Here is a 24,478-nt window from a genome sequence, read left to right as displayed (position 1 = left end):
AACATGTTAAATTTACAATATATGCATCTGCTAATCCTAGTTGACAATTGTCACTGTATATGATAAATAGATGCTGAAAAGATTTTACATAACATCAAAGCATAATTAAAGGAGAGATCTGAAGTGCGGAAAAAAAAGTTTAAAGCAGAATCCAAGCGATTGCTGGACATGATGATTAACTCCATTTACACGCAGAAGGAAATTTTTCTCCGCGAGTTAATTTCCAACGCGAGCGATGCGATTGACAAAATCTATTACAAGGCGTTAACCGATGATTCATTAACGTTTGATCAAGACAATTACTACATAAAAGTGACGGCGGATAAAGAAGCGAGAACGCTCACCGTCACAGATACCGGTATCGGGATGACAAAAGACGAGCTTGAACAGCATCTCGGCACGATTGCGAAAAGCGGTTCACTCGCTTTCAAGCAAGAAAATGACTCGAAAGACGGCCATGATATTATCGGCCAGTTCGGCGTCGGATTTTATGCGGCGTTTATGGTAGCTGATAAAGTCACGGTGAAAAGTAAGGCGCTCGGCAGTGACGAGGCGTATGTATGGGAGTCGGAAGGGGCCGCCGGCTACACGATCGCGCCGTGTGACAAGGAAACCGTCGGTACGGAAATCACCCTGAAAATAAAAGAAAACACAGAAGATGAAAGCTATGATGAGTTTTTAGAAAACTACCGCATCAAAGCGATCGTGAAAAAGTACTCAGACTTTATCCGCTACCCGATCAAAATGGAAGAGACGGTCAACAAGCCGAAAGAGGGCAGCGAGAACGAGTTTGAAGAGGTTCAGGAAGAACAGACGGTCAACAGCATGGTGCCGATCTGGAGAAAAAACAAAAGCGAGCTGACGGATGAGGATTACGAGGCTTTTTACGCTGAAAAGCATTATGGCTTCGATAAACCGCTGACCCACGTGCACATCAGCGTCGATGGAGCGGTGCGCTACAATTCGATTTTGTTTATTCCGGAAAACATGCCGTTTGACTATTATACGAAGGAATTCGAAAAAGGATTGGAGCTGTATTCCAACGGCGTGCTGATCATGAACAAATGCGCCGACCTGCTTCCGGATCATTTCAGCTTTGTAAAAGGCATGGTGGACTCTGAGGATCTGTCGCTGAACATTTCCAGAGAGATGCTGCAGCACGACCGCCAGCTGAAGCTGATTGCGAAAAACATCAATAAAAAAATCAAAGCCGAGCTGAAGAGCCTGCTGAAGAACAAAAGAGAAAAATACGAATCTTTCTATGAATCTTTCGGCAGACAGCTGAAATTCGGCGTCTATAATGATTTCGGCGCGAATAAAGACGTCTTAAAAGATCTGCTTCTCTTCTATTCATCTAAGGAGAAAAAGCTCGTCACTCTGGACGAATATGTGTCCAGAATGCCTGAGGATCAAAAATATATCTATTACGCGTCCGGCGATTCATATGAGCGGATTGAAAAGCTGCCGCAAACTGAAATGGTGGCGGACAAAGGCTACGAAATTTTATATTTCACGGAAGATATTGATGAATTCGCGATCAAAATGCTGACAAGCTACGAGGAAAAAGAGTTCAAATCCGTCTCAAGCGCCGACTTAGGTATCGACAGTGACGAAGATGATAAGCAGACTGAAGCCGAAGAAAACGAATATAAAGACCTGTTCGAAAGCATGAAAGAGATTCTTGCGGATAAAGTCAAGAACGTCAGAGCATCGAAACGCTTAAAATCCCATCCGGTCTGCTTTGCGACAGACGGCGAAGTGACGATCGAAATGGAGAAAGTATTAAACGCCATGCCTGACAGCCAGCAGGTCAAAGCGGAAAAAGTGCTGGAAATCAACCCGAACCACGAAGTGTTTGAGACGTTAAAGAACGCGCACGGGCAAGATCGGGAAAAGCTTGCTTTATACACAAACCTGCTGTACAATCAGGCGCTTCTGATTGAAGGACTGCCGATCCATGATCCGGTCGAGTTTACGAATGACATCTGCAAAGTTATGGTATGACGCCAAAAAGGAATCGCCCAGCGGGGGGCGATTCCTTTTTTGATTACAGTGTGCGCTGTTTAAGAATTTGATTTTGTTTGCTGCGCTTCTTTAAGGAGAACCGTTTTTTCAAGTGCGTTTCGATTTCTTCTAAACTTCTGCCCTTCGTTTCAGGAACGATGTAAGCGGCGAAGAAGAAGGATGTAAGGCAGATGACTGAGAATATTCCGAACACCCAGCCGATGCCCATGGCGCTCAGCATAAGCGGGAATACCAGTGAAACGATCAGGTTTGTTGCCGACAGAATCAATGTCGTAAATCCGGTTGCGGCTCCGCGTGCGTTTGACGGGAACAGCTCCGGCATCAGGACCCATACGACGGGACCCCATGTCGCCTGATAAAAGACGATATAGATTCCGAGAAACAGCACGGTCAGCCAAGCTGTTGAAGCTGACAGGCCGGCCAGAAGGAGAATGGCTGATAGTGACGCCAGGCTCAAGGTAATGCCGACACTTCCCCACATCAGCAGTTTTTTCCGGCCGATCCGGTCAATTAAGATCATGGCGGTGATACACATGATGACGTTTAAGACACCGATGCCCATCGTGCCGAGAACGGACGCCGAAGTGCCGAGTCCGGCCTTTGTAAAGATGGTCGGCGCATAGTAAATCACGGTGTTGATCCCGACCGCCTGCTGGAAGATGGCGAGGCCGATCCCGATCAGCAGCATAGGGCGGATCCATTTTGCTTTCAGCAAGCCGAGCGTAGATTCTTTTTTCTCAGCTTCTCCTTGTTTCATTTCCGCCAATTCAACGGCGATATCCTCTTTATCGTGAGTCATTTCCATGACTTGTCTGGCTTCCTGCTCACGGCCGCGTTTGACGAGCCATCTCGGAGATTCCGGCATAAACGCGATTCCGATTAATAAAAGCGCCGCCGGTACTGCCGCGAGACCGACCATCCAGCGCCAAGCTTCAAACGGGGTGAATATGTAATTCACAATATATGCGAGTAAAATTCCGGTCACAATCATTAAGTTATTCAATGTGCCGAGCGTTCCGCGTATTTTTGTCGGCGCCATCTCAGATAGATAAACGGGAACCAGCGCCGTTGAGCCTCCGACGGCTAACCCGAGAATGACACGGGAGATAATCAGCATAGTGACGGTTTGCGAAGCCGCACAGGCAAGCGCGCCGATAATAAAAATGAGTGAAAGGACGAAAACCACTTTTCTCCGGCCCCATCGGTCAGAGCATGTCCCGCTTAAGGCGGACCCGAAAATCGCACCGAGCAGCAGCATGCTGACGACCAATCCCTCGGTCAGCGTGTTTAAAGGAATATCATTGTTGATAAATAACAAAGCCCCTGAAATCACACCGGTGTCATAGCCGTAAAGCAGCCCGCCCAATGCTCCGAAAAAGTAAATCAGGTATTTTTTGGTGTTTTTCTTCACAGATGATCCTCCTCATCTTTTGGAACGCATAATAGTTTATTTAGATAACTATTTCATTCCCCGAAGAGAAAAATATAAACATAAAAAAACACGCCCTTTCAAAAAGGCGTGTTTTTTTCTTAGGAAAACAGCTTGTCGATAAACGCGATTTCTTCAGCAGATAGCGTAATGGAGGCTGCTTTCACGTTGTCTTTTAATTGATCCGCGCGTTTGGCGCCCGGAATCAGGATATCGATTTCAGGTCTCGCCAAGTACCAGGCAAGCACGATATGCGCCGTATCGGCATTGTGCTTTTCGGCAATCGGTTTGAGCTGGTTGACTTTTTTGATGTTTTCTTTAAACTGCTCCCCTTGGAAATGCGCCTGATCATTGCGCAGGTCGCCTTCTGGGAAGGTTGTGTTCTCGTCGTATTTGCCGGCCAGCAGTCCGGATACGAGCGGGAAGTACGGAATGAATGAGATGCCGTGTTCTGTCGTATAAGGGAAGAAAGTCTTTTCCGCCTCACGGTTCAGCAGGTTGTATTCTCCTTGAACCACGTCGACTAAGCCGTCTTTATTGGCTTCTTTCAGCTGCTCCAAAGAGAAATTGGATACGCCGATGGAACGGATTTTTCCTTCTTTTTTCAGCTCATTCAATGCTTGAACGGCTTCGTCCTTCGGCGTGTGCTCATCCGGGAAATGGATGTAGAATAAATCGATGTAATCAGTCTGCAGGCGTTTCAGGCTGTCTTCGACTGATTGTTTCAAAAAGGCCGGTGAGTTGTCGAAAACAAAGTCATCGCCTTCTTTTCTGTGAGCGGCTTTTGTGGCGATGAAGACATCCTCGCGGTTATATTCTTTCAGCACCTCGCCGATCAATTCTTCAGAACGGCCCACACCGTAAATATAGGCAGTATCTAACATGGTAACGCCGCTTTTAATCGCTTCCCGGACCAATTCTTTTCCCGTTTCTTCATTCAGATTCGGATAGAGATTGTGTCCGCCGACCGCATTTGTTCCCAAACCGATCGGAAATACCTTTAGGTCAGTTTTGCCGATTGTTACTTTGCTCATGTTTTCGCCCCCTGAAAAAATTGGATATCATAGCGCCTGCCGGAAAAATACGGCAGCGTTCTCTATTAACTATAACGCTATGCCAAGTGAATGTCGATTTGGTGCTCTTGGCAATACTTCGTATATTCCTCATCGAGCTGCTGAGAAGTGACAATGCTGTGAAGCCGGTCGAAAGGCGCGTATGTCAAAAGCGTGGATTTGCCGAATTTGGAATGATCCGCGAGCAGATACACTTCGTTCGCCTTTTCGGAAATTTTCTTTTTCACCTCGTATTCCAGTAAATCGGAATTCGTCAGGCCGTGGGTGATCGTTGTCCCGGTAGCGGACATGAACGCCTTGTTAATGTTGTATTTATTGAGGGTGCTCGGATCATCAATGCCGACAAACGACCTTGTCTTCCGCTTGTAGTTATTGCCGATGATGATCAGGTCGATATTTTTCATGGATGAAGCGGCGTTAATAATATCAAGGCTGTTCGTCAACACCGTTACATTCTTATCCGGATCAAGCGTCTCCAGCATCGATTTGGTCGTCGTGCCGGAATCAATAAATACAAGATCGTGATCCTCGATAAACCGCGACGCATAGCGGGCGATTTTGATTTTTTCGTCCTGATGTTGAATGGTGCGGTTCTCAAAAGGGACGAGCACAGATTTTTCTGCTGACGTCACGCCGCCGTACACCTTTTTGATCACCCCTTTTTCCGCAAGCTTATTAATATCGCGTCTGACCGTGTTTTTAGAGACGTTGAATACCTCGCACAGCTCATCCAGCGAAGTGGCTCCGTGTTTGAGAATGTATTCTTCCATCTCCTGAATCCGCATCAGTTTCATAAAAAAACTCCTTCTAGAATTCTTAAAGTAATTAAAATATATAATAAACACCAAGAGTTAATCAATAGTTACTTAACAAATGATAAAAAAGAGGGTTCCCACCGTACGATTCGACACGGTTCTCCAAGTTCCTGTTTTCCCGCTCAAAAAAAGTACGATAAAAATAATGAAAAAATTTTGATTTTTTAGATTGACTTGAAGGTGTGTTGGGCTTACAATGTAACCAAGAAATGACCAAAATATAACCTGTAAAATCAAAAGTGAAAGATGTAACCGTTTGCTTTATCCGGCACATGACCAACTTTTACATGGAAAGATTGGGAGTCACCATCATTTTAGCATTTGTAAGCGTTTAATTCATGTCTTTTATATGTAAAAGATGAATATATTCATCCGTTATTATCCAGCTGAACAGGATGTTTACTATTTAAGGAGGCAATGAGAATGGCAGAGATCAGAAAACTGAAAAACTACATCAATGGTGAATGGGTTGAAAGTAAGACAGATCAATATGAAGACGTTGTCAATCCGGCTACAAAAGAAGTGATGTGCCAGGTTCCGATTTCTACGCGGGAGGATGTGGAATACGCCGTCCGCTCAGCGTCAGAAGCGTTTAAAACATGGTCGAAGACGGCAGTGCCGCGCCGTGCGAGAATTCTATTTAACTATCAGCAGCTTCTCCAGCAGAACAAAGAAGAGCTTGCCCGTCTGATCACTTTGGAAAACGGTAAAAACACGACAGAAGCACTCGGTGAAGTGGGACGCGGAATTGAAAACGTCGAATTCGCAGCGGGCGCGCCGTCACTCATGATGGGCGATTCACTTGCCTCTATCGCCACAGATGTAGAGGCGGCGAATTACCGCTATCCGATCGGGGTGGTCGGCGGCATCGCACCGTTCAACTTCCCGATGATGGTTCCGTGCTGGATGTTTCCGATGGCGATTTCATTAGGAAACACTTTCATTCTGAAGCCGTCTGAGCGCACGCCGCTGTTAACGGAAAAACTGGCAGAGCTGTTTGAACAGGCCGGTCTGCCGAAGGGTGTCTTCAATGTCGTGCACGGCGCGCATGACGTCGTAAACGGCATTCTTGAGCATCCGGAGATTAAAGCCATCTCATTCGTCGGTTCAAAACCTGTCGGCGAGTATGTTTTCAAAAAAGGCAGCGAACATTTGAAACGCGTGCAGGCGTTAACGGGCGCGAAAAACCATACGATCGTGTTAAATGACGCCCACCTTGAAGATACGGTCACAAACATTATCGGCGCGGCATTCGGTTCGGCAGGAGAGCGCTGCATGGCATGCGCGGTCGTGACGGTTGAAGAGGGAATCGCCGATGAGTTTATGGCGAAATTACAGGAAAAGGCCGCAGACATCAAGATCGGAAACGGACTGGATGACGGCGTGTTCTTGGGCCCGGTCATCCGCGAGGACAACAAAAACCGTACGCACAGCTATATTGAAAAAGGCATCGAAGAAGGAGCGAAACTGCTTTGTGACGGCCGTGAACATGTAACGGAAGACGGCTATTTCGTCGGACCGACGATTTTTGACAACGTGACGACGGATATGACGATCTGGAAAGATGAAATCTTTGCGCCTGTTCTGTCGGTCATGCGTGTGAAAAATTTAAAAGAAGCGGTTGACATCGCCAACCAGTCTGAATTTGCGAACGGCGCCTGCCTGTTCACGTCAAATGCGAACGCGATCCGCTACTTCCGTGAGAATATTGACGCGGGAATGCTCGGGATCAACCTTGGCGTCCCGGCGCCGATGGCATTCTTCCCGTTCTCGGGCTGGAAGTCTTCTTTCTTCGGCACATTGCACGCAAACGGAAAAGACAGCGTCGACTTCTATACACGTAAAAAAGTCGTGACGGCACGATACCCGTCTCCTGACTTCAATTGATCAGACAGCCGGCCCGGACGGCTTTGTGATTCCGTCCGGGTTTTCTTTTACCATCCATTAAGGAGGAATAAACATGAGTCATTTGCTGCGCAAACCGCAGGCCGATGAAATTTCTCAAGGCGTGACCATCATACATGACGTCACTTCAGCCAATTCAGACCTCAAATACGTCGGATTTAAAGTCGTTGATCTCGCTCCCGGCTCAACCTATACAGAAGATTTGAAAAAGACGGAGTGCTGCATCGTTGCGGTAACGGGAAAAGTTACCGTCACTGATTATGATCAGACATTTGAAAGCATCGGCACCCGTGAAAGCGTATTTGATAGAAAACCGACGGACAGCGTTTATGTGTCCAATGACCGCTCTTTTGGAATCACAGCCGTCAGCGGGGCGAGGGTCGCGCTGTGCTACTCTCCGTCCGAACACCAGCTTCCGACAAAGCTGATTAAAGCGGAAGACAACGGTGTGGAACATCGCGGCAAGCTGGCAAACAAACGAACCGTTCATAACATTCTCCCCGATTCAGATCCATCGGCAAACAGCCTTCTCGTTGTTGAAGTTTACACGGACAGCGGCAACTGGTCGAGCTACCCGCCTCATAAACATGACCAAGACAATCTGCCGGCTGAATCCTTTTTAGAAGAAACCTATTACCATGAAACGGACCCGCCGCAGGGATTTGTCTTCCAGCGTGTGTACACGGACGACCGCTCGATTGACGAGACGATGACCGCAGAAAATGAAAACGTTGTCATCGTGCCGGCGGGCTATCACCCGGTTGGTGTTCCGGACGGGTATACCTCTTACTACCTGAATGTAATGGCGGGACCGACACGAAAATGGAAGTTTCATAATGATCCGGCCCATGAATGGATTCTGGAACGCTGACAAGTGAGGAGTGGCAGATAACGATGAAATATACGTTTAATGAAGAAAAAGAGTTTGATATTGTCGCGATCGGACGCGCGTGTATTGATTTGAACGCGGCGGAATACAATCGGCCGATGGAAGAAACGATGACGTTTTCTAAATATGTCGGCGGCTCCCCGGCAAATATTGCGATCGGCAGCGCCAAGCTCGGATTAAAAGCCGGTTTTATCGGCAAAATCCCGGATGACCAGCACGGCAGATTTATCGTTTCTTATATGCAGGAAAAGGGCGTTGATACGTCACAAATGACCGTTGACAGAGAAGGGCGCAAAGCGGGGCTCGCTTTTACGGAAATTCTCAGTCCCGAAGAGTGCAGCATTCTGATGTACCGGGATGACGTGGCGGATTTGTATCTAGAGCCGTCCGAAGTCAATGAAGGCTACATCGCAAACGCGAAAATGCTGCTCGTATCAGGTACGGCGCTTGCGAAAAGTCCGTCGCGCGAAGCCATCTTAAAAGCGGTGCAAATCGCAAAAAAACATGGCGTAAAAGTCGTGTTTGAGCTCGACTACCGTCCGTATACATGGCAATCGGCAGAAGAAACAGCCGTGTACTACACGCTGGTGGCGGAACAATCCGATATCGTCATCGGTACGCGTGACGAATTTGACGTAATGGAAAACCGCAGCGGCGGAAATAACGATGAAACCGTCCGCCATTTGTTTGCGCACTCCGCCGACCTTGTCGTCATTAAGCACGGCGTTGACGGATCATACGCATACAGCAGATCGGGAGAAGTTTTCCGGGCGCACGCCTATAAAACAAAGGTGCTGAAGACCTTCGGAGCGGGTGATTCCTATGCGTCAGCTTTCATCTACGGACTGGTCAGCGGCCGGGATATTGAAACGTCGTTAAAATACGGGAGCGCTTCCGCTTCCATCGTCGTCAGCAAACACAGCTCCTCAGAAGCAATGCCGGCTGCCGGTGAAATCATCGAACTGATTGAAGCGCAGCACAGTCTTAACGGTAAATAGAACGTATAAAAGGTGGGATCGTTTGTGGGTAAGACAATTCGCTTAACGACAGCACAAGCGCTGATTCAATTCTTGAACCGGCAGTACATTCATGTTGACGGAAAAGAAGAGCCGTTCGTTGAGGGCATCTTCACGATTTTCGGCCATGGAAATGTGTTGGGGATCGGGCAGGCGCTTGAGCAGGACGCCGGGCACCTGAAAGTCTATCAAGGCAAAAACGAACAAGGCATGGCGCATGCCGCGATGGCATACAGCAAGCAGATGCTGAGAAGAAAAATTTACGCGGTATCGACATCGGTCGGTCCGGGTGCCGCTAACTTGACGGCTGCCGCGGGTACGGCGCTGGCCAATCATATCCCGGTGCTGCTGCTTCCGGCCGATACCTTTGCGACGAGGCAGCCTGACCCGGTGCTTCAGCAGGTGGAGCAGGAATACAGCGCCGCCGTCACGACAAACGATGCGTTAAAGCCCGTGTCCCGCTATTGGGACCGCATCACCCGCCCCGAGCAGCTGATGAGCAGCTTAATCCGGGCATTTGAAGTGATGACAGATCCGGCAAAAGCGGGCCCGGCGACCATCTGCATTTCTCAGGATGTAGAGGGAGAAGCATTTGATTTTGATGAAAGCTTCTTTGAAAAACGTGTTCATTACATTGATCGGATGCAGCCGAGCGAGCGTGAGCTGAAAGGCGCTGCGGAGAGAATTAAGGAGAGCAGCCGTCCCGTCATTTTAGTGGGCGGCGGCGCGAAGTACTCCGGCGCGCGTGAGGAATTAATCGCGCTTTCTGAAACATACGGCATTCCGCTTGTCGAAACGCAGGCCGGCAAGTCAACGGTTGAAGCCGATTTTGCCAACAATCTGGGCGGCATGGGCATCACGGGCACACTCGCCGCAAACAAAGCCGCCCGCCAGGCTGATCTGATCATCGGTGTCGGCACACGGTACACGGACTTTGCGACATCCTCGAAAACGGCGTTTGATTTTGACAAAGCAAAATTTTTGAATATCAATGTCAGCCGCATGCAGGCATACAAACTTGACGCGTTTCAGGTCGTAGCCGATGCGAAAGTGACGCTCGGCAGGCTGCACGGCTTATTAGACGGATATAAAAGTGCATTCGGCACGGCGATTAAAGACTGGAAAGATGAATGGCTGGCTGAACGGGACCGGCTCGGCAAGGTCACTTTTACACGTGACGCGTTCAAGCCGGAAATTAAAAACCATTTCTCACAGGACGTGTTAAACGAGTATGCCGACGCGCTCGAGACTGAGCTGCCGCAAACAACTGCGCTGTTGACCATCAATGACACGATTCCTGAAGACAGCGTCGTCATCAGTTCGGCGGGATCTCTTCCGGGGGATCTGCAGCGGCTGTGGCATTCCAACGTCCCGAATACGTACCATCTGGAGTATGGCTATTCCTGCATGGGATATGAAGTATCGGGCACGCTCGGCCTCAAGCTGGCTCATCCCGACAAAGAAGTCTATTCACTCGTCGGCGACGGAAGCTTTCTGATGCTGCACTCAGAGCTGATTACCGCGCTTCAATATAATAAAAAAATCAATGTCCTGCTCTTTGACAACTCCGGGTTCGGCTGTATCAACAACCTGCAGATGGATCACGGGAGCGGCAGTTATTTCTGCGAGTTCCGCACAGAGGACAATCAGATTTTAAACGTTGATTACGCGAAGGTGGCAGAGGGCTACGGCGCTAAAACTTACAGAGCCAATACGGTTGAAGAACTGAAAGCGGCGCTTGAAGATGCGAAAACGCAAGAGGTATCCACTTTAATTGAAATGAAGGTTCTGCCGAAAACGATGACGGACGGCTATGACAGCTGGTGGCATGTCGGCGTGGCGGAAGTGTCGGAGCAGGAAAGCGTTCAGCGCGCATACGAAGCGAAAGAGATGAAGCTGAAGTCTGCGAAGCAGTACTAGAGGGGAGGCATCACGATGGGCAAACAAAATATTCTGTGGGGCATCGCTCCCATTGGGTGGCGCAATGACGATATGCCGGAGATTGGAGCCGGGAATACGCTGCAGCATTTGTTAAGCGATATTGTTGTCGCCGGTTTTCAAGGTACGGAAGTGGGAGGGTTTTTCCCTGAACCCTCCGTCCTCAATAAGGAGCTGGCTCTCCGGAACTTGCGGATTGCGGGGAAATGGTTCAGCAGCTTTATCATTCAAGACGGTATTGAAAAAACGGCTGAACAATTTACAGAACACTGTGATTATTTGCAGAAAGTCGGAGCGGATGCCGCCATCGTTTCTGAACAGACGTACAGTGTCCAAGGCTTGGACATTGATGTATTTAAGAAAAAACCGCACTTCTCAGATGAAGAATGGGATACACTGTGCCAAGGCTTGAACCGTCTCGGGAAAATCGCTGACGAATACGGGCTGGATCTCACGTTTCATCATCATCTCGGCACAGGCGTCCAGACGGCGGAAGAAGTTGACCGGCTGATGGATGGAACGGACCCGCGGTATGTCCATTTACTTTATGATACCGGCCATGCCTATATCTCGGACGGAGACTATATGACGATTCTCAACAAGCATATAGATCGGATCAGACACGTTCATTTCAAGGACGCGCGGTTTGACATTATGGAGCGGTGCAGACAGGAAGGAAAGTCATTCAGGCAGTCATTTTTACAGGGCATTTTTACGGTTCCCGGAGACGGATGCATCGATTTTACCGAAGTGTACCAAACGCTCGTCCGTCATGATTATTCAGGCTGGATCGTCATTGAAGCCGAACAAGACCCGGCAGTCGCCAATCCGCTTGAGTACGCGCTGATTGCGAGAAAGTACATCGACAGTGAACTGCTTGATCCTGCAAATTAGAGGGGGACTTATATGAATAGTGCCAAGGCGGAATCAGCTTTCAGCAAAAGGACCATCGCCGCAGCATTAGCAAATTACATTGATGCAGGTTCCATCGTGGCAGGATCAGCGGGTTTATCTATGTGGGTCAGCTATTTGAAGCTGTCCGACAGTCAGATCGGATTGCTCGGCGCCTTCAGCGCAAACGCGATATCAGCGGCCATCGGAGCGCTGCTCGGCGGGTATTTGGCTGATAAGGTCGGCCGAAAAGCTGTATATACAAACAGTATGCTCGTCTACGCTTTAGGAATTTGTTTGGTTTTGTTTGGATTCAACTTTCCCATGCTGTTATGCGGATACATGATTATCGGGATTTCTGTAGGCGCGGATATTACGGCTTCATGGACCATTATCGCGGAAAACGCCCCCGAAAAAAACCGGGCGAGGCATTGCGGAGTGGCGCAGGTGGCGTGGGCCGCAGGAGCCGTTGTGGTCCTGCTGTTATCCGTTTTGGTCGGTGACCTCGGGCTTTTAGGAAATAAAATTGTCTTTGCGCATCTATTGGTGATCGCCCTGATCACATATGTGATAAGAAAGCGTTTACCTGAGTCGGATGCCTGGAAAAACAGTGAAGAGCGCCCTGCCGCCGTGAAAAAAACATCTTATTTTGACTTGCTTCAGCCGAAATTTTTCAAGAACATTTTGTTTTTAATGGGTGTGTTTCTCGTATGGAATCTCGCCGCGGGCGTCATGGGATTCTTTATGCCGTACATCTACCAGCAGGTCGGCGGCGTATCCGCAAATACGGCCAACATTCTGCAGATGGCCCTGTTTATCTTCACCGGTCTCGGCGTCGCCTGTATCTTCATGCCTTTTGCAGATCAATATCGGAAAACGGTGTTCGGAATCTGCGCCTTTATGGCTGTTGTCGGCTGGTCGCTGTTTTTGCTGCCGTTTCAGGGGCTCCCGATGCTGCTTTTGTTTGTTTTAGCGATCGGCATCAATAACGGAGCCGGCCAGCAGGCGAACTACCAGCTGTGGGCAAGCGAGCTGTTCCCGACAGAACACAGAGCGTCAGCACAAGGGCTCATGTTCTTTCTCGTCCGTATTTCAATCGGCATTTGGAGTTTATTTGTGCCGGTCATCATGTCACAATTCGGCATCGGTTTTATGGCCGGTATTCTGCTCATATGTGTGACGGCCAGTATGATCATCGGGCTTGTTTTCGCACCGAATACGTCCGGCAAGTCGCTTGAACAGATACAGGAGGAACTGTACGGTGCTCCTCAGGACGGCAGCGGGAAAAAAAAGACGAGAACCATTATTTGATTATCAGAAGGAGTGGCGATCAATGAATTTACGTATAGGTGTTATCGGAACCGGTGCTATCGGAAAAGAGCACATCAACCGCATCACAAATAAGCTGTCCGGAGCGGAAATTACCGCTGTCACAGATGTGAATGAGGAGGCCGCGCAGCAGACCGTTCAGCATTTCAATTTGAACGCCTCCGTTTATCCTGATGACGACAGCCTCCTCGCTGCTGAAAATGTGGATGCTGTCTTAGTGACAAGCTGGGGCCCGGCTCACGAGTCCAGCGTTTTGAAAGCGATTCAGCACGGCAAGCACGTGTTTTGTGAAAAGCCGCTTGCGACAACGGCAGAAGGCTGTATGCGCATTGTCGAGGAAGAAATGAAGACGGGAAAACGATTGGTGCAGGTAGGTTTCATGCGCAGATATGACAGCGGTTACGTTCAGCTGAAAGAAGCGATCGACAACCGTGCGGTCGGCGAGCCGCTGATGATTCACTGTGCGCACCGCAACCCGACAGTCGCATCGAATTATTCAACGGACATGGCCGTCGTCGATACGCTCGTTCATGAAATTGATGTCCTCCACTGGCTTGTCAATGACGACTATGAATTCGTACAGGTCATCTATCCGAAGAAATCAAAAAATGCGCTGCCGCATCTGAAAGATCCGCAGATGGTCATCATCGAAACAAAAGGCGGCATCGTCATCAATGCAGAAATCTATGTGAACTGTAAATACGGCTATGACATTCAATGTGAAATCGTCGGGGAAGACGGCGTCATTAAGCTTCCGGAACCGTCAAGCATCAGCTTGAGAAAAGAAGGAAAATTCAGCACCGATATTCTGATGGACTGGCAGCGTCGATTTGTGGCTGCGTATGATGTGGAAATTCAGGACTTCATTGATTCGATCCGGAAAAAAGGCGAAGTCAGCGGTCCGACGGCATGGGACGGTTATATTGCCGCGGTGACAACAGACGCGTGCGTAAAAGCTCAGGAATCCGGACAGAAAGAGCCAGTGGTGTTGCAAGAGAAACCGGCATTCTATCAATCATTTACGACTGTGAACAAATAATAGATTTGGAGTGAAAGCAATGAGACTGGCCTTAGATCCATCCATGTACCGCGATGATTTAACGTTAGAGGAAATGGTCTATAAAACGGCGGAACTCGGATACGAATATATCGAACTGTCCCCGCGTGAGGATTTTTGTCCTTTCTACAAATATCCGAAAGTCGATTCAGCAAAAATCAAACAATTGAAGCGCCTTTTAAAGGATACAGGTGTGAAGCTGTCCTCTCTTCTTCCGCTTTACCACTGGGCGGGTCCTGATGAAGACCGCCGCCAGGCCGCCGTGCGCAACTGGAAACGGGCGATCGAAATTGCGGTTGAACTTGAAGTGGATTTGATGAACAGTGAATTCAGCGGTTCAAAGTATGATCCGTTGACAAGTGAAGAAAAATTCATCAAATCCATGGATGAGCTGCTGCCCGTCTTTGAAAAAGAAGGCGTTAAACTCAACCTTCAAGCCCATCCATACGATTTTATCGAAACGCACAAAGGTGCGATGGATATGATCCGCGCGCTCGATAAGGATTGGATCAACCTTGTCTACTCGACTGCGCATACGTTCTTCTATGATGACGGCAAAGGCGATATCGAAACCATGTTTGATGAAGCCGGCGACCGCCTCACGCATGTTTTATTTGCAGATACTTTTAATCATAAAGCGGCGCACGGCCTGCGTTACATCGTCAATCCGCCTGACGCGAAAGTAACGGTGCACCAGCATTTGGATATCGGGCAAGGCGAGGTCGATTTTGAGACGATTTTCAGAAAGATGAGAGAGATGAAATTCGACGGAATTGCAACGAACGCCGTGTTTGCTTGGGTCGGCGAAAGAGCGGATGAATCAAGCCGGATCATGCTTAAGAAATTAAAAGAAGAACTGGGTATGGCATAAGCTGAGTATGGAGTTCGGCGGATCGGAGTAAAAATGCCCTCCAGCCGGACTCCCTTCATATCGAAAATGCGGATGGGAGAGGCTGACATGAAACTTTGCTTTAATGAAGCGACTACGCTGGAGAATTCAAACCTGAAACAGGATTTAGAACTGTGCGAAAAGCACGGCTATGATTATATTGAAATCCGCACAATGGATAAGCTGCCGGAATACTTAAAAGACCATTCACTGGCCGATCTGGCGGAATATTTTCGAACCCATCACATTAAACCGCTTGCCCTGAACGCACTGGTTTTCTTCAACAACCGTGATGAGAAGGGCTATAGGGAGATCATTTCGGAATTCAAAAGCATGATGGAAACCTGCAGGACGCTCGGCGTGAAATATGTGGTGGCCGTGCCGCTTGTGACAGAGCGGAAAATCTTGAAAGAAGAAATCAAAAAGAGCAGCGCAGAGGTGCTGACTGAGCTTTCGGACATCGCGGAGCCGTACGGCGTAAACATTGCCCTTGAATTTGTCGGCCACCCGCAATGCACGGTCAATACATTTGAACAGGCGTATGACATCGTGAACGCTGTCGGCCGCGATAATGTCGGACTGGTGTTTGACAGCTTCCATTTCCACGCGATGGGCTCCAATATTGAGAGCTTGAAGCAGGCGGACGGAAAGAAAATTTTCATCTATCATATCGACGATACAGAAGACTTTCCGATCGGCTTTTTAACGGATGAAGACCGCGTCTGGCCTGGGCAGGGTGCGATTGACTTAGACGCCCATCTGTCAGCGTTAAAAGAAATCGGATTCAATGATGTTGTCTCCGTAGAGCTGTTCAGACCTGAATATTATAAGCTGACTGCGGAGGAAACGATCAAAACGGCAAAGGAAACAACGGAAGCCGTCGTATCAAAATACTTCATGAAGGAGGCGTGAACATGGCTTTTGTCACCATGAAACATCTTCTTGCAGAAGCGAAACGGGAGCATTATGCAGTCGGTCAGTTTAATATCAACGGCCTCCAATGGACGAAGGCGATTCTGCAAGCGGCGCAAAAAGAGCAATCGCCGGTCATCGCCGCGGCTTCCGATCGTCTGGTCGACTATTTAGGCGGGTTTAAAACGATTGCCGCCATGGTCGGCGCGTTAATGGAAGAAATGGCGATTACCGTTCCCGTCGTGCTCCATCTTGATCACGGAAGCAGTGCGGAACGCTGCAGACAGGCCATTGACGCCGGATTCAGCTCAGTGATGATTGACGGCTCCCATCATCCGATTGATGAGAACATCGCGATGACAAAAGAAGTCGCCGATTATGCCGCAAAGCACGGCGTCTCAGTAGAAGCCGAAGTCGGCACGGTCGGCGGAATGGAAGACGGACTTGTCGGCGGGGTCTGTTATGCCGATATCATGGAATGTAAACGGATCGTGAAAGAAACCAATATCGACGCTCTGGCCGCCGCCCTCGGCTCCGTCCACGGCAAATATCAGGGCGAGCCCAATCTCGGATTTAAAGAAATGGCGGCTATCTCCCGCATGACTGATATTCCCCTCGTTCTCCACGGAGCATCCGGGATTCCGCAGGATCAGATCAAAAAAGCCATCACGCTCGGCCACGCGAAAATCAATATCAACACGGAATGTATGGTAGCCTGGACAGACGAAACACGACGCATGTTTCAGGAAAACGGCGATCTGTACGAACCGCGCGGCTACATGACACCCGGCATTGAAGCCGTGGAAGAGACGGTGCGAAGCAAAATGAGAGAGTTCGGATCAGCCGGTAAAGCCGTAAAACAGCAGGTCGGCTGATGAAAACGGAAACCGCCAAGATGGCGGTTTTTTTGTGCGGTGTTGCGTCCGTACGCCCGAAACGATTATGATGATGGCAGCAGCGTAAGAAACGGGAGTGGTTCAGTTTGAATAAAATCATGATTGTGGAAGATAGTGAAGACATTCGCGGACTATTGCAGAATTACCTTGAAAAATACGGATATCAAACCGTGGCCGCTGCGGATTTCACGGCTGTTCTTGATGTCTTTTTGCGGGAAAAGCCTGATGTGGTGCTGCTTGATATCAACCTGCCGTCTTATGACGGCTATTATTGGTGCCGCCAGATCCGCCAGCATTCTACAAGCCCGATCATTTTCATCTCAGCCAGAAGCGGGGAAATGGATCAGGTGATGGCGATTGAAAACGGCGGAGATGATTATATCGAAAAACCGTTTTCTTATGATATTGTGCTGGCGAAAATCAAAAGCCAGATCCGCAGGGCATACGGAGAGTACGCCGCCAAGCAGGGAGAGAAAGTGGTTGAATATGCCGGTGTGCAGCTCTTTGTGGAACGGTTTGAACTGCGCTTTCAGGACGAAAAAAGCGAGCTTTCTAAAAAAGAAAGCAAGCTTTTGGAAGTGCTGCTGGAGCGGGGAGAAAAGGTGACGGGTCGGGACCGGCTCATGGAAAAAACGTGGGACACCGACATTTTCGTCGATGATAATACGCTTAACGTGTATATCACGCGGCTCAGAAAAAAACTGCGGGAGCTGAATGCGCCTGTTTCCATTGAATCGGTGCGGGGCGAAGGCTACCAGCTGAGGGCGCTGTCATGAAGCTGTTTTTCCGGTCTCATGCCGTGCTGATTCTGCTTTTTCTCCTTCAAGGGCTGTTTGTCTTCTTTTATTACTGGTTTGCGGGTCTTCATTCTTTTTCCCACCTGTTTTACATATTGGGCGTGCAGCTTCTTATTTTGGCGGGGTATCTCGCCTATCGCTGGTACAAAGACCGCGGTGTGTATCATTGGCTCAGCTCGGAGCAGGAAGGGACGGACATCCCGTATCTCGGTTCTTCAGTGTTCTGTTCAGAGCTGTATGAGAAGCAGATGGAGCTGACCCGGCTGCAGCACCAGAAGCTCCATGAAACCGAAGCCAAACTCGACGCGCGGGTGACGTATATGAATCAATGGGTGCACCAAGTAAAAACGCCGCTGTCGGTCATTAATTTAATCATTCAGGAAGAGGATGAGCCCGTCTTTGAACAAATCAAAAAAGAGGTCCGGCAGATTGAATTCGGGCTGGAGACGCTTCTTTATTCATCAAGGCTTGACCTGTTTGAGCGGGATTTTAAAGTCGAAGCGGTTTCCTTATCAGAGCTTCTCCAATCGGTCATTCAAAGCTATAAACGATTTTTTATTCAGTACCGCGTCTATCCGAAAATGGATATTCGCGATGATCATCAGATTTACACCGATGCCAAATGGCTCAAATTTGCGATCGGCCAAGTGGTCACAAATGCGGTCAAGTATTCAGCGGGCAAGAGTGACAGACTGGAGCTGAATGTCTTCCGCGATGAAGACAGGACGGTGCTTGAAGTCAAAGATTACGGTGTCGGCATTCCCTCGCAAGATATCAAGCGGGTGTTTGACCCTTATTACACCGGCGAAAACGGGCGGCGTTTCCAAGAATCTACGGGAATCGGCCTCCATCTCGTCAAAGAAATTACGGGCAAGCTCAATCATACGGTGGACATCAGCTCGTCCCCCGGTGAAGGGACATCGGTCCGATTTTCATTTCTTACAAAAATGTAAGACTGCGTTAAGAAAACAACATAGCTCATTCTGTTTCCCCTTGATAACATGGATTTACGTCAAGGGGATTTTTTATGCTGAATGCCCCGGCACTACATGAAAGCAGCCCAGATCAACAAGAATAAAACCATAAGGAGGATTCTCATGGCGAATATGCTTGAAGTCAAACATATAAATAAAACCTATAAAGGACAAGTATCCTATCAAGCTTTAAAACAAATTTCATTTTCAATAGAAGAAGGCGGGTTCACGGCGGTGATGGGACCGTCCGGCTCCGGAAAAACAACACTTTTGAATATCATTTCAACGATCGACCGGCCGGATTCAGGCGATATCCTGATTCACGGAGAAAACCCGCACCGGCTCAAGCGGACAAAGCTCGCTCATTTCCGCCGCAAGCAGCTCGGATTTGTGTTTCAGGATTTCAACCTTCTGGACACGCTGACAATCGGTGAAAATATCATGCTGCCGTTAACGCTTGAAAAAGAAGCGCCGTCCGTAATGGAAGAAAAACTGCACGGCATTGCGAAAAAGCTCGGAATCGAAGACCTGCTCAGCAAACGGACGTTTGAAGTATCCGGCGGACAGCGCCAGCGGGCCGCCATCGCAAGAGCGGTCATTCATAAGCCGTCACTTATTCTGGCCGATGAACCGACGGGAAACCTTGATTCCAAAGCGTCAAAAGATGTCATGGAAACGATGCAGAGCCTGAATCAGGATGATCATGTCACGGCTTTGATGGTGACCCACGATCCGGTTGCGGCAAGCTACTGCCGCCGCGTCATCTTTATAAAAGACGGCGAACTGTTTAATGAGATTTACCGCGGGGAAAACCGCCAAGTCTTTTATGAGCAGATTCTTGATGTGCTGTCTATGCTGGGGGGAAACGCAAATGACCTTTCTTCAGTTCGCTTATAAAAACGTCACGAGAAACAAAAGGGCCTATCTTGCATTCTTTTTAAGCAGCGCCTTTTCCGTTTTGATTTTCTTTACCTTTGCGATGTTCCTGTTTCATCCGGCGTTAAAGGAAGGCTACCTGAATAACATCGCCAGAAAAGGCTTAACCGCCGCGGAATGGATGATCTTTGTTTTTTCTTTCTTATTTGTTCTGTATTCGGTTAACGCATTTTTGAAATCGAGAAATAAAGAATTCGGTATTCTGCTGATGCAGGGTATTACGCCGGTGCAGCTGAGAAAGCTCATTACGGCGGAAAACATGATCATCGGCGTCATGTCGATCGCAGCCGGGATTATCGGAGGCTTCATTTTTTCGAAAACGTTCTTTACAGTCGGCGCTTATATTTTAGAAATGGACGCGCTGCCTCTGTACATGCCTTGGAAAGCGCTTGGCATTACGGCCGGCGGATTTCTGCTCTTATTTTTCCTTTTATCGCAGTTCACGATCCTTTTTGTCAGATCAAATACGGTGATCAAATTAATAAAGGGCACTGACAAGATCAAGCCGGAGCCGAAGCCGTCCGTGCTTCTGTCCTTATTCGGCATCGCCTGCCTGTGCGGCGGGTACGGCATGGTTCTGAAAGGCAATGTCCACGGGACCGAGCCGTTCATCATTTTACTGCTTACCGTCATCGGCACGTATTTCTTTTTCAGCCAAAGCAGCATCTGGATTCTGCGCGCGCTGAAGAAGTGGAAAACCTTTTATCTGCGCGGGAAAAACGTCATTTGGGTTTCTGATCTTGTTTATCGTTTAAAAGACAACGCCCGCCTGTTCTTTATCGTCAGCATTATTTCCGCGGTTGCCTTTACGGCGACGGGCGTGCTCGCGATGTACAAATCGACCGTCGGGGCGGAAGAGTCCGCCTATGAGATGGAGTATTTATCTTTCAGCAATAACCCGAAAGAACAGACTCATTTGAAAGATATTGATCATGAACTGAAAACACACGGCTTTACGTATAAGAAAGACAAAATAAATGTTTCCTATGTCCGCTATCAGGAAGGAGGTACTGTTCCGCCTGTTTACATGATCAGCGAATCGGATGTGTCAACATACTTCCATGTCAAGCTGAACAGGCTGAAACATAATGAGGCTGTCTATTTCCCGGGCACGTATGACCGCAATTTCAAAAACGACGCGCCGGATCAGCTGAAGCTGCTGAACCAAAAAGGCAAGCCGTCTGACCAAAAACTGACGGTAAAAGAAGTCAAAAAACCGCTGATTTCACTGAATGCCATCATCGCGGTGAACGATCAAACCTTTGATCAGCTGAAATCACTCGGTGAGAAAGCGTCATTATACGGCTACAGCTATGATCATTGGAAAGACAGTCTTGGGATCAGCCAATCCTTGAAAAATGAGATTTACGGCAACTATATCGACGTGCATTCTGATTTTATGGCAAAAGCCGGGACGTACTATGATACGGTGCAGCTGCCGAGCCTGAGTTTATTCATCGGCCTGTTTATCGCGATCGTTTTCTTTGTCGCGGCAGCGAGTTTCTTATATTTCAGGCTGTTCACCGATTTAGATGAGGACCGGGAGCGCTACCGTTCATTGGCCAAAATCGGTCTGAGTGAGCGTGAAATGGCACAAAGCGTGACGATACAATTGGCGATTCTCTTTTTCTTTCCTTTCGTCATTGCCGTCATGCATACGCTGTTTGCTTTGAGAACATTGGCGGTGGAAGGCTATTCCGATGTAGCGGGGCCGCTCAGTCTGACCATCGGAGGGTTTTTCATCTTTCAGCTTCTGTTCTTCCTCGCGGTGCGGACAAGCTATTTGAAAAAAATGAACAAGTAAGGGGAGTGCACAGATGAAAAAAGCATTGGCAATCCTGGCCGTCTTGGCGGCCGCTGCCGTCATATACGGACTTCTCTTTTTTCATAATGATGTTACAGACAGATTTAATCCGTTTATTCACCAGCAAGATGTTTATGTACAGATTGATCGAGATGGCAAACATCTTAGCCCGGGCGGTACTGAGTATACATTAGACGGATATAACGCATCCGGGAAAAAAGAAGAAGTGACCTTTTTCGCCGGGAAAGACCTTCGGAAGAACGCGTATTTGAAGGTGAAGGCGAAAGGAAAGTATGTCGAGACCTGGGAAGAAGTCAGATTTGAAGATATGCCGGGCTCCGTACAGTCAAAATTAAAGTGAACATGAAAAACGGCACAGTGTCATGACTGTGCCGCTTTTTTTATTTTTTATTTTCTTCAGCCCGTTTGATCAGCATGTCGGTGATGATATCCATCTGTTTGCTGACGGCAATCGGGTCATACGGATAGAAGGTGTTGAAATCGTTGATAAAGACACGATTGTTCTTTACGGCATCGAGATTTTTCCAAACGGATGAATCTTTCAGACGCTCAAATGTTTTGCTTTCTCCATTCGGATTGTAATCGGTAATGAACATATAATCAGCCGCATATTGGGGAATGACCTCTTGGGAAACCTGTTTCATGGCGCCCGTTTTCATGATGTCTTTTTCGATTTTGGCCGGCGCTTTCAATCCGAGCGCGTTATAAACGGCTTGGCCGCCGCGGCCGGAATTGTCATTGAAAATCCAGATTTCGCCTTTATCCGTCGTTTCATAAAGGCCGACTGTCTCGTCTTTGCCGATCACGTTTTTGAGGCGCTTTTGATCGGCTTCGGCCTTTTTGTTGAAGTCTGCCATAAAGCTTTTGGCTTTATCCTTCGCCCCGGCAATGTCGCCGAATAGGCTGACCGTATCTTTCGTATTCTTTGCGGTGTTAAAAGGAATGACAATCGTCGGTGCGATTTTCGATAGTTTCTCGTATTGGTCATCCTTCATCAGCACGATTAAATCAGGCTTCAGCTGCATCACTTTCTCCACATTGACGGGATTGCCGATGTCCGTGGTGTTTTTCAGCTGTTTTTTGATAAACGGATTTTTGAAAGCCCATGAGCCCGCCCCGACGACATTTGCGTCAACGGACAGCAGCTCACCTGCATAAAAGTCAGTGACGATCCGTTTCGGATGTGCGGGTATGTCAATATTTCCTTTTGTTGATTCATATGTACGCATGTCTGTCTTTCCTTTGCCTGATGCCGATCCGTTGTTTTCCTTCGCGCCGCTGCAAGCGCTTAATGCGAAAACAAGCAGAAGTGCCAGGCCGATCAGCCATGATTGTTTCTTCATAATGATCCCCCTATTTCAGTGATAATGATTATCATTATTAATATAGCAGGAAGACGTCATTCCGTCTATGTTTTTTATAGAAAACCTTCCTTGATTATCCATGTTATAGTAGTAAAGGAGGAGGAATGAATGTTGATTACGAAAAGAGGGACTTGGTGGGAAGTGCTGCACAGCTGGTGGCTGCTGCTGACTTTCGCGCCGTTTGCGCTGACCGCTTTCTTGGCCTTTTTCTATATCGGCTACCGGGCCAAGAACAAAAAATGGCTGAAATACGGACTTATCTATTTTATTATTTTAGCAATTGCTTTTGTGCTGCCGAGCACGCCGGGCGTGTATATCGTGCTGCCTTTATGGGTCATCTCCATCATCCACGGGCTGAAAGTGCGGGCGGCTTATTTAATACAGCTTGATGTGTTTAAACAAAACGTCGAAGCAAGAGCGTTTGAAGCGGTAAGGCATGAGGCGGAGGAAAAATTCGGCGGAAAACCCGCTCAACGCATTGATCTGACAAAACAGAGATAAAAACAAATGACAAAGCCGGTATCTCGCGCTTTGTCATTTGCATGAGCGGCCTATTGCTGGTATGAATGCTGCTGAAACGGTGTGTGATGCTGTGTTTGCGGGAATGAAGAAACATTAGCGTTTGCCATCGGTGCAGGCATGTGTCCGCTTACTTCCTGCTGAAGCTGATTGCACACATTCACGATTTGCTGGCATTTCTGAATGGCCGCTTCATGTCCCTGCAGCGCTTGCTGAATGGTATGAACGGCATGCTGTTCATGGTTAAGCATCTGCTGAAGCATTTGAATGTTTTGCTGTTCCTGCTGGAGCATTTGCTTGTACTGCTGACTGCTTTGCTGTGTCTGCTGAATAAGCTGCTGTGCTGTTTGGCGGCATTGCTGCAGCTGATTTCCGCTGTATTGGTTTTGATACATCATGAAGACCTCCTGAAGTGATTGATTTTACACATTTATCATGTGAAAGAATAGGAGAGGCATTCATGCAAGAAGGGGATTCAAATATTTACCTGTTATGTACAGAGCGGAATACAAGGCTCGGGATGGCCTGTCGAGCTTTGTATTCCAGCCCTTTTTCTCAGAAGCCGCCTTCTGTAGCGTGAAAAGGAATATTGAGTCTGTTTTCGACTGCGCGCAGGCGCTGATTCAAACGGTTTAAGCGGCGGGTATGGATTTCAATGGACTGGCTCAGCCGTCTGATCTGCTCATTCATACGCGTGATTTCCCGGTTTTGGCGCTGGTCTTCTTGTGAGAGGCGGGTGAGCTCTCTCGTTTGCTGGGCGTTTTGTCTTTCAAGCTGGGCGACTCTCCGTTCTAAAGCCGTCGGCTGCCGCTCTTCAGACTGAGGGGGCGCATAATAATAGCTTTCCTGCTGCTGATACGGCTCATACTCAACGGGGCTCACTTCGTATTCCTGCTGCTGAGGGAAATAGGCAGATGGGGTGTAGTACTGATATGGGTTCATTCATCATTCTCCTTATCTAGTGAAGTCTTTATACACTATGTAGTCAATTGCACAGTG

23 protein-coding genes are annotated in these 24,478 nt (G+C 48.3%); 17 read left to right on the top strand and 6 right to left on the bottom strand.

What is annotated here, in order from left to right; all coding sequences use genetic code 11:
- Window positions 1-123 precede the first annotated feature (123 nt).
- Window positions 124-2,004, top strand: coding sequence for a molecular chaperone HtpG (gene htpG, locus ACWJJ5_RS04320; protein WP_058906464.1), 1,881 nt, complete (start codon window positions 124-126; stop codon window positions 2,002-2,004).
- A gap of 43 nt (window positions 2,005-2,047) precedes the next feature.
- Here htpG and ACWJJ5_RS04315 read toward each other — a convergent pair whose 3' ends face one another.
- The 3 genes from ACWJJ5_RS04315 to ACWJJ5_RS04305 form a co-directional block, all read right to left on the bottom strand.
- On the bottom strand, window positions 2,048-3,436 hold the full coding sequence (locus ACWJJ5_RS04315) for a sugar porter family MFS transporter (RefSeq protein WP_038460470.1): 1,389 nt from the start codon (window positions 3,434-3,436) through the stop codon (window positions 2,048-2,050).
- Window positions 3,437-3,555: 119 nt separating this feature from the next.
- Window positions 3,556-4,488: an aldo/keto reductase gene (locus ACWJJ5_RS04310; RefSeq protein ID WP_077723075.1), complete on the bottom strand. Its 933-nt coding sequence runs from the start codon at window positions 4,486-4,488 to the stop codon at window positions 3,556-3,558.
- A 77-nt stretch (window positions 4,489-4,565) separates the two neighbouring features.
- Entirely contained in the window at window positions 4,566-5,321 is a 756-nt protein-coding gene (locus tag ACWJJ5_RS04305) for a DeoR/GlpR family DNA-binding transcription regulator (RefSeq protein ID WP_004393223.1), read from the bottom strand.
- Between the two features lie 444 nt (window positions 5,322-5,765).
- Between ACWJJ5_RS04305 and iolA the strand changes: the two genes are divergently transcribed.
- From iolA to ACWJJ5_RS04230, 15 genes are all read left to right on the top strand, one after another.
- Window positions 5,766-7,229 (top strand): methylmalonate-semialdehyde dehydrogenase, encoded by a 1,464-nt coding sequence (iolA, locus tag ACWJJ5_RS04300; protein WP_014306132.1) that lies wholly within the window; start codon window positions 5,766-5,768, stop codon window positions 7,227-7,229.
- 73 nt (window positions 7,230-7,302) lie between these two features.
- A complete protein-coding gene (gene iolB / locus ACWJJ5_RS04295) occupies window positions 7,303-8,118 on the top strand; it encodes a 5-deoxy-glucuronate isomerase (RefSeq protein WP_015387476.1) in 816 nt (271 codons plus the stop codon).
- 23 nt (window positions 8,119-8,141) lie between these two features.
- A complete protein-coding gene (gene iolC, locus ACWJJ5_RS04290) occupies window positions 8,142-9,134 on the top strand; it encodes a 5-dehydro-2-deoxygluconokinase (RefSeq protein WP_454022224.1) in 993 nt (330 codons plus the stop codon).
- Between the two features lie 24 nt (window positions 9,135-9,158).
- A complete protein-coding gene (gene iolD, locus ACWJJ5_RS04285; protein ID WP_014306130.1) occupies window positions 9,159-11,072 on the top strand; it encodes a 3D-(3,5/4)-trihydroxycyclohexane-1,2-dione acylhydrolase (decyclizing) in 1,914 nt (637 codons plus the stop codon).
- Between the two features lie 15 nt (window positions 11,073-11,087).
- Complete coding sequence (gene iolE, locus ACWJJ5_RS04280; RefSeq protein WP_146283919.1) at window positions 11,088-11,984, top strand: myo-inosose-2 dehydratase; 897 nt, start codon at window positions 11,088-11,090, stop codon at window positions 11,982-11,984.
- A gap of 12 nt (window positions 11,985-11,996) precedes the next feature.
- Window positions 11,997-13,292 carry an MFS transporter gene (locus ACWJJ5_RS04275; protein WP_454022223.1) on the top strand — a complete coding sequence of 432 codons (1,296 nt, stop codon included), beginning with the start codon at window positions 11,997-11,999 and terminating at the stop codon, window positions 13,290-13,292.
- A gap of 22 nt (window positions 13,293-13,314) precedes the next feature.
- A complete protein-coding gene (locus ACWJJ5_RS04270) occupies window positions 13,315-14,349 on the top strand; it encodes a Gfo/Idh/MocA family protein (RefSeq protein WP_077723071.1) in 1,035 nt (344 codons plus the stop codon).
- Window positions 14,350-14,368: 19 nt separating this feature from the next.
- Window positions 14,369-15,238, top strand: coding sequence for a sugar phosphate isomerase/epimerase family protein (locus ACWJJ5_RS04265; protein WP_146275897.1), 870 nt, complete (start codon window positions 14,369-14,371; stop codon window positions 15,236-15,238).
- Window positions 15,239-15,325: 87 nt separating this feature from the next.
- Window positions 15,326-16,168, top strand: coding sequence for a 2-keto-myo-inositol isomerase (iolI, locus tag ACWJJ5_RS04260; protein WP_012118841.1), 843 nt, complete (start codon window positions 15,326-15,328; stop codon window positions 16,166-16,168).
- A gap of 2 nt (window positions 16,169-16,170) precedes the next feature.
- A complete protein-coding gene (gene iolJ, locus ACWJJ5_RS04255) occupies window positions 16,171-17,043 on the top strand; it encodes a 6-phospho-5-dehydro-2-deoxy-D-gluconate aldolase (protein ID WP_454022222.1) in 873 nt (290 codons plus the stop codon).
- A 107-nt stretch (window positions 17,044-17,150) separates the two neighbouring features.
- Complete coding sequence (gene yxdJ, locus ACWJJ5_RS04250; RefSeq protein WP_004393241.1) at window positions 17,151-17,840, top strand: two-component system response regulator YxdJ; 690 nt, start codon at window positions 17,151-17,153, stop codon at window positions 17,838-17,840.
- Window positions 17,837-18,814 carry a two-component system sensor histidine kinase YxdK gene (gene yxdK / locus ACWJJ5_RS04245; protein WP_326243694.1) on the top strand — a complete coding sequence of 326 codons (978 nt, stop codon included), beginning with the start codon at window positions 17,837-17,839 and terminating at the stop codon, window positions 18,812-18,814. Before yxdJ ends, yxdK begins: the two co-directional genes overlap by 4 nt.
- A 144-nt stretch (window positions 18,815-18,958) precedes the next feature.
- Window positions 18,959-19,732: an ABC transporter ATP-binding protein YxdL gene (gene yxdL / locus ACWJJ5_RS04240; protein WP_071392484.1), complete on the top strand. Its 774-nt coding sequence runs from the start codon at window positions 18,959-18,961 to the stop codon at window positions 19,730-19,732.
- Entirely contained in the window at window positions 19,707-21,575 is a 1,869-nt protein-coding gene (yxdM, locus tag ACWJJ5_RS04235; protein ID WP_326360613.1) for an ABC transporter permease YxdM, read from the top strand. The genes yxdL and yxdM overlap by 26 nt, the downstream gene beginning before the upstream one ends.
- A gap of 13 nt (window positions 21,576-21,588) precedes the next feature.
- Window positions 21,589-21,936 carry a YxeA family protein gene (locus tag ACWJJ5_RS04230; RefSeq protein WP_004393256.1) on the top strand — a complete coding sequence of 116 codons (348 nt, stop codon included), beginning with the start codon at window positions 21,589-21,591 and terminating at the stop codon, window positions 21,934-21,936.
- A 40-nt stretch (window positions 21,937-21,976) separates the two neighbouring features.
- On the opposite strand, the gene ACWJJ5_RS04225 is transcribed toward ACWJJ5_RS04230, so the two are convergent.
- Window positions 21,977-22,939, bottom strand: coding sequence for an iron-hydroxamate ABC transporter substrate-binding protein (locus tag ACWJJ5_RS04225; protein WP_065180350.1), 963 nt, complete (start codon window positions 22,937-22,939; stop codon window positions 21,977-21,979).
- A 129-nt stretch (window positions 22,940-23,068) separates the two neighbouring features.
- On the opposite strand from ACWJJ5_RS04225, the gene ACWJJ5_RS04220 reads away from it, so the two are divergent.
- Window positions 23,069-23,461: a hypothetical protein gene (locus ACWJJ5_RS04220; protein WP_060673802.1), complete on the top strand. Its 393-nt coding sequence runs from the start codon at window positions 23,069-23,071 to the stop codon at window positions 23,459-23,461.
- Window positions 23,462-23,511: 50 nt separating this feature from the next.
- Here ACWJJ5_RS04220 and ACWJJ5_RS04215 read toward each other — a convergent pair whose 3' ends face one another.
- Together ACWJJ5_RS04215 and ACWJJ5_RS04210 are read right to left on the bottom strand one after the other, a co-directional pair.
- Window positions 23,512-23,874 carry a hypothetical protein gene (locus ACWJJ5_RS04215; protein ID WP_007407823.1) on the bottom strand — a complete coding sequence of 121 codons (363 nt, stop codon included), beginning with the start codon at window positions 23,872-23,874 and terminating at the stop codon, window positions 23,512-23,514.
- A gap of 160 nt (window positions 23,875-24,034) precedes the next feature.
- Window positions 24,035-24,421: a hypothetical protein gene (locus ACWJJ5_RS04210; protein WP_004393267.1), complete on the bottom strand. Its 387-nt coding sequence runs from the start codon at window positions 24,419-24,421 to the stop codon at window positions 24,035-24,037.
- Window positions 24,422-24,478 lie beyond the last annotated feature (57 nt).

This window comes from Bacillus sp. JK74 (genome assembly GCF_053663395.1).
The sequence above is the reverse complement of the archived record's forward strand: the minus strand, read 5'-3'. Positions and strand labels throughout refer to the sequence as shown.

Coding starts and splice junctions, on each gene's coding strand:
- ACWJJ5_RS04310 (WP_077723075.1), bottom strand. CDS start 4,488: ATGAGCAAAGTAACAATCGGCAAAACTGACCTAAAGGTATTTCCGATC.
- ACWJJ5_RS04305 (WP_004393223.1), bottom strand. CDS start 5,321: ATGAAACTGATGCGGATTCAGGAGATGGAAGAATACATTCTCAAACAC.
- iolA (WP_014306132.1), top strand. CDS start 5,766: ATGGCAGAGATCAGAAAACTGAAAAACTACATCAATGGTGAATGGGTT.
- iolB (WP_015387476.1), top strand. CDS start 7,303: ATGAGTCATTTGCTGCGCAAACCGCAGGCCGATGAAATTTCTCAAGGC.
- iolC (WP_454022224.1), top strand. CDS start 8,142: ATGAAATATACGTTTAATGAAGAAAAAGAGTTTGATATTGTCGCGATC.
- iolE (WP_146283919.1), top strand. CDS start 11,088: ATGGGCAAACAAAATATTCTGTGGGGCATCGCTCCCATTGGGTGGCGC.
- ACWJJ5_RS04275 (WP_454022223.1), top strand. CDS start 11,997: ATGAATAGTGCCAAGGCGGAATCAGCTTTCAGCAAAAGGACCATCGCC.
- ACWJJ5_RS04270 (WP_077723071.1), top strand. CDS start 13,315: ATGAATTTACGTATAGGTGTTATCGGAACCGGTGCTATCGGAAAAGAG.
- ACWJJ5_RS04265 (WP_146275897.1), top strand. CDS start 14,369: ATGAGACTGGCCTTAGATCCATCCATGTACCGCGATGATTTAACGTTA.
- iolI (WP_012118841.1), top strand. CDS start 15,326: ATGAAACTTTGCTTTAATGAAGCGACTACGCTGGAGAATTCAAACCTG.
- iolJ (WP_454022222.1), top strand. CDS start 16,171: ATGGCTTTTGTCACCATGAAACATCTTCTTGCAGAAGCGAAACGGGAG.
- yxdK (WP_326243694.1), top strand. CDS start 17,837: ATGAAGCTGTTTTTCCGGTCTCATGCCGTGCTGATTCTGCTTTTTCTC.
- yxdL (WP_071392484.1), top strand. CDS start 18,959: ATGGCGAATATGCTTGAAGTCAAACATATAAATAAAACCTATAAAGGA.
- yxdM (WP_326360613.1), top strand. CDS start 19,707: ATGACCTTTCTTCAGTTCGCTTATAAAAACGTCACGAGAAACAAAAGG.
- ACWJJ5_RS04230 (WP_004393256.1), top strand. CDS start 21,589: ATGAAAAAAGCATTGGCAATCCTGGCCGTCTTGGCGGCCGCTGCCGTC.
- ACWJJ5_RS04225 (WP_065180350.1), bottom strand. CDS start 22,939: ATGAAGAAACAATCATGGCTGATCGGCCTGGCACTTCTGCTTGTTTTC.
- ACWJJ5_RS04220 (WP_060673802.1), top strand. CDS start 23,069: ATGTTGATTACGAAAAGAGGGACTTGGTGGGAAGTGCTGCACAGCTGG.
- ACWJJ5_RS04215 (WP_007407823.1), bottom strand. CDS start 23,874: ATGTATCAAAACCAATACAGCGGAAATCAGCTGCAGCAATGCCGCCAA.
- ACWJJ5_RS04210 (WP_004393267.1), bottom strand. CDS start 24,421: ATGAACCCATATCAGTACTACACCCCATCTGCCTATTTCCCTCAGCAG.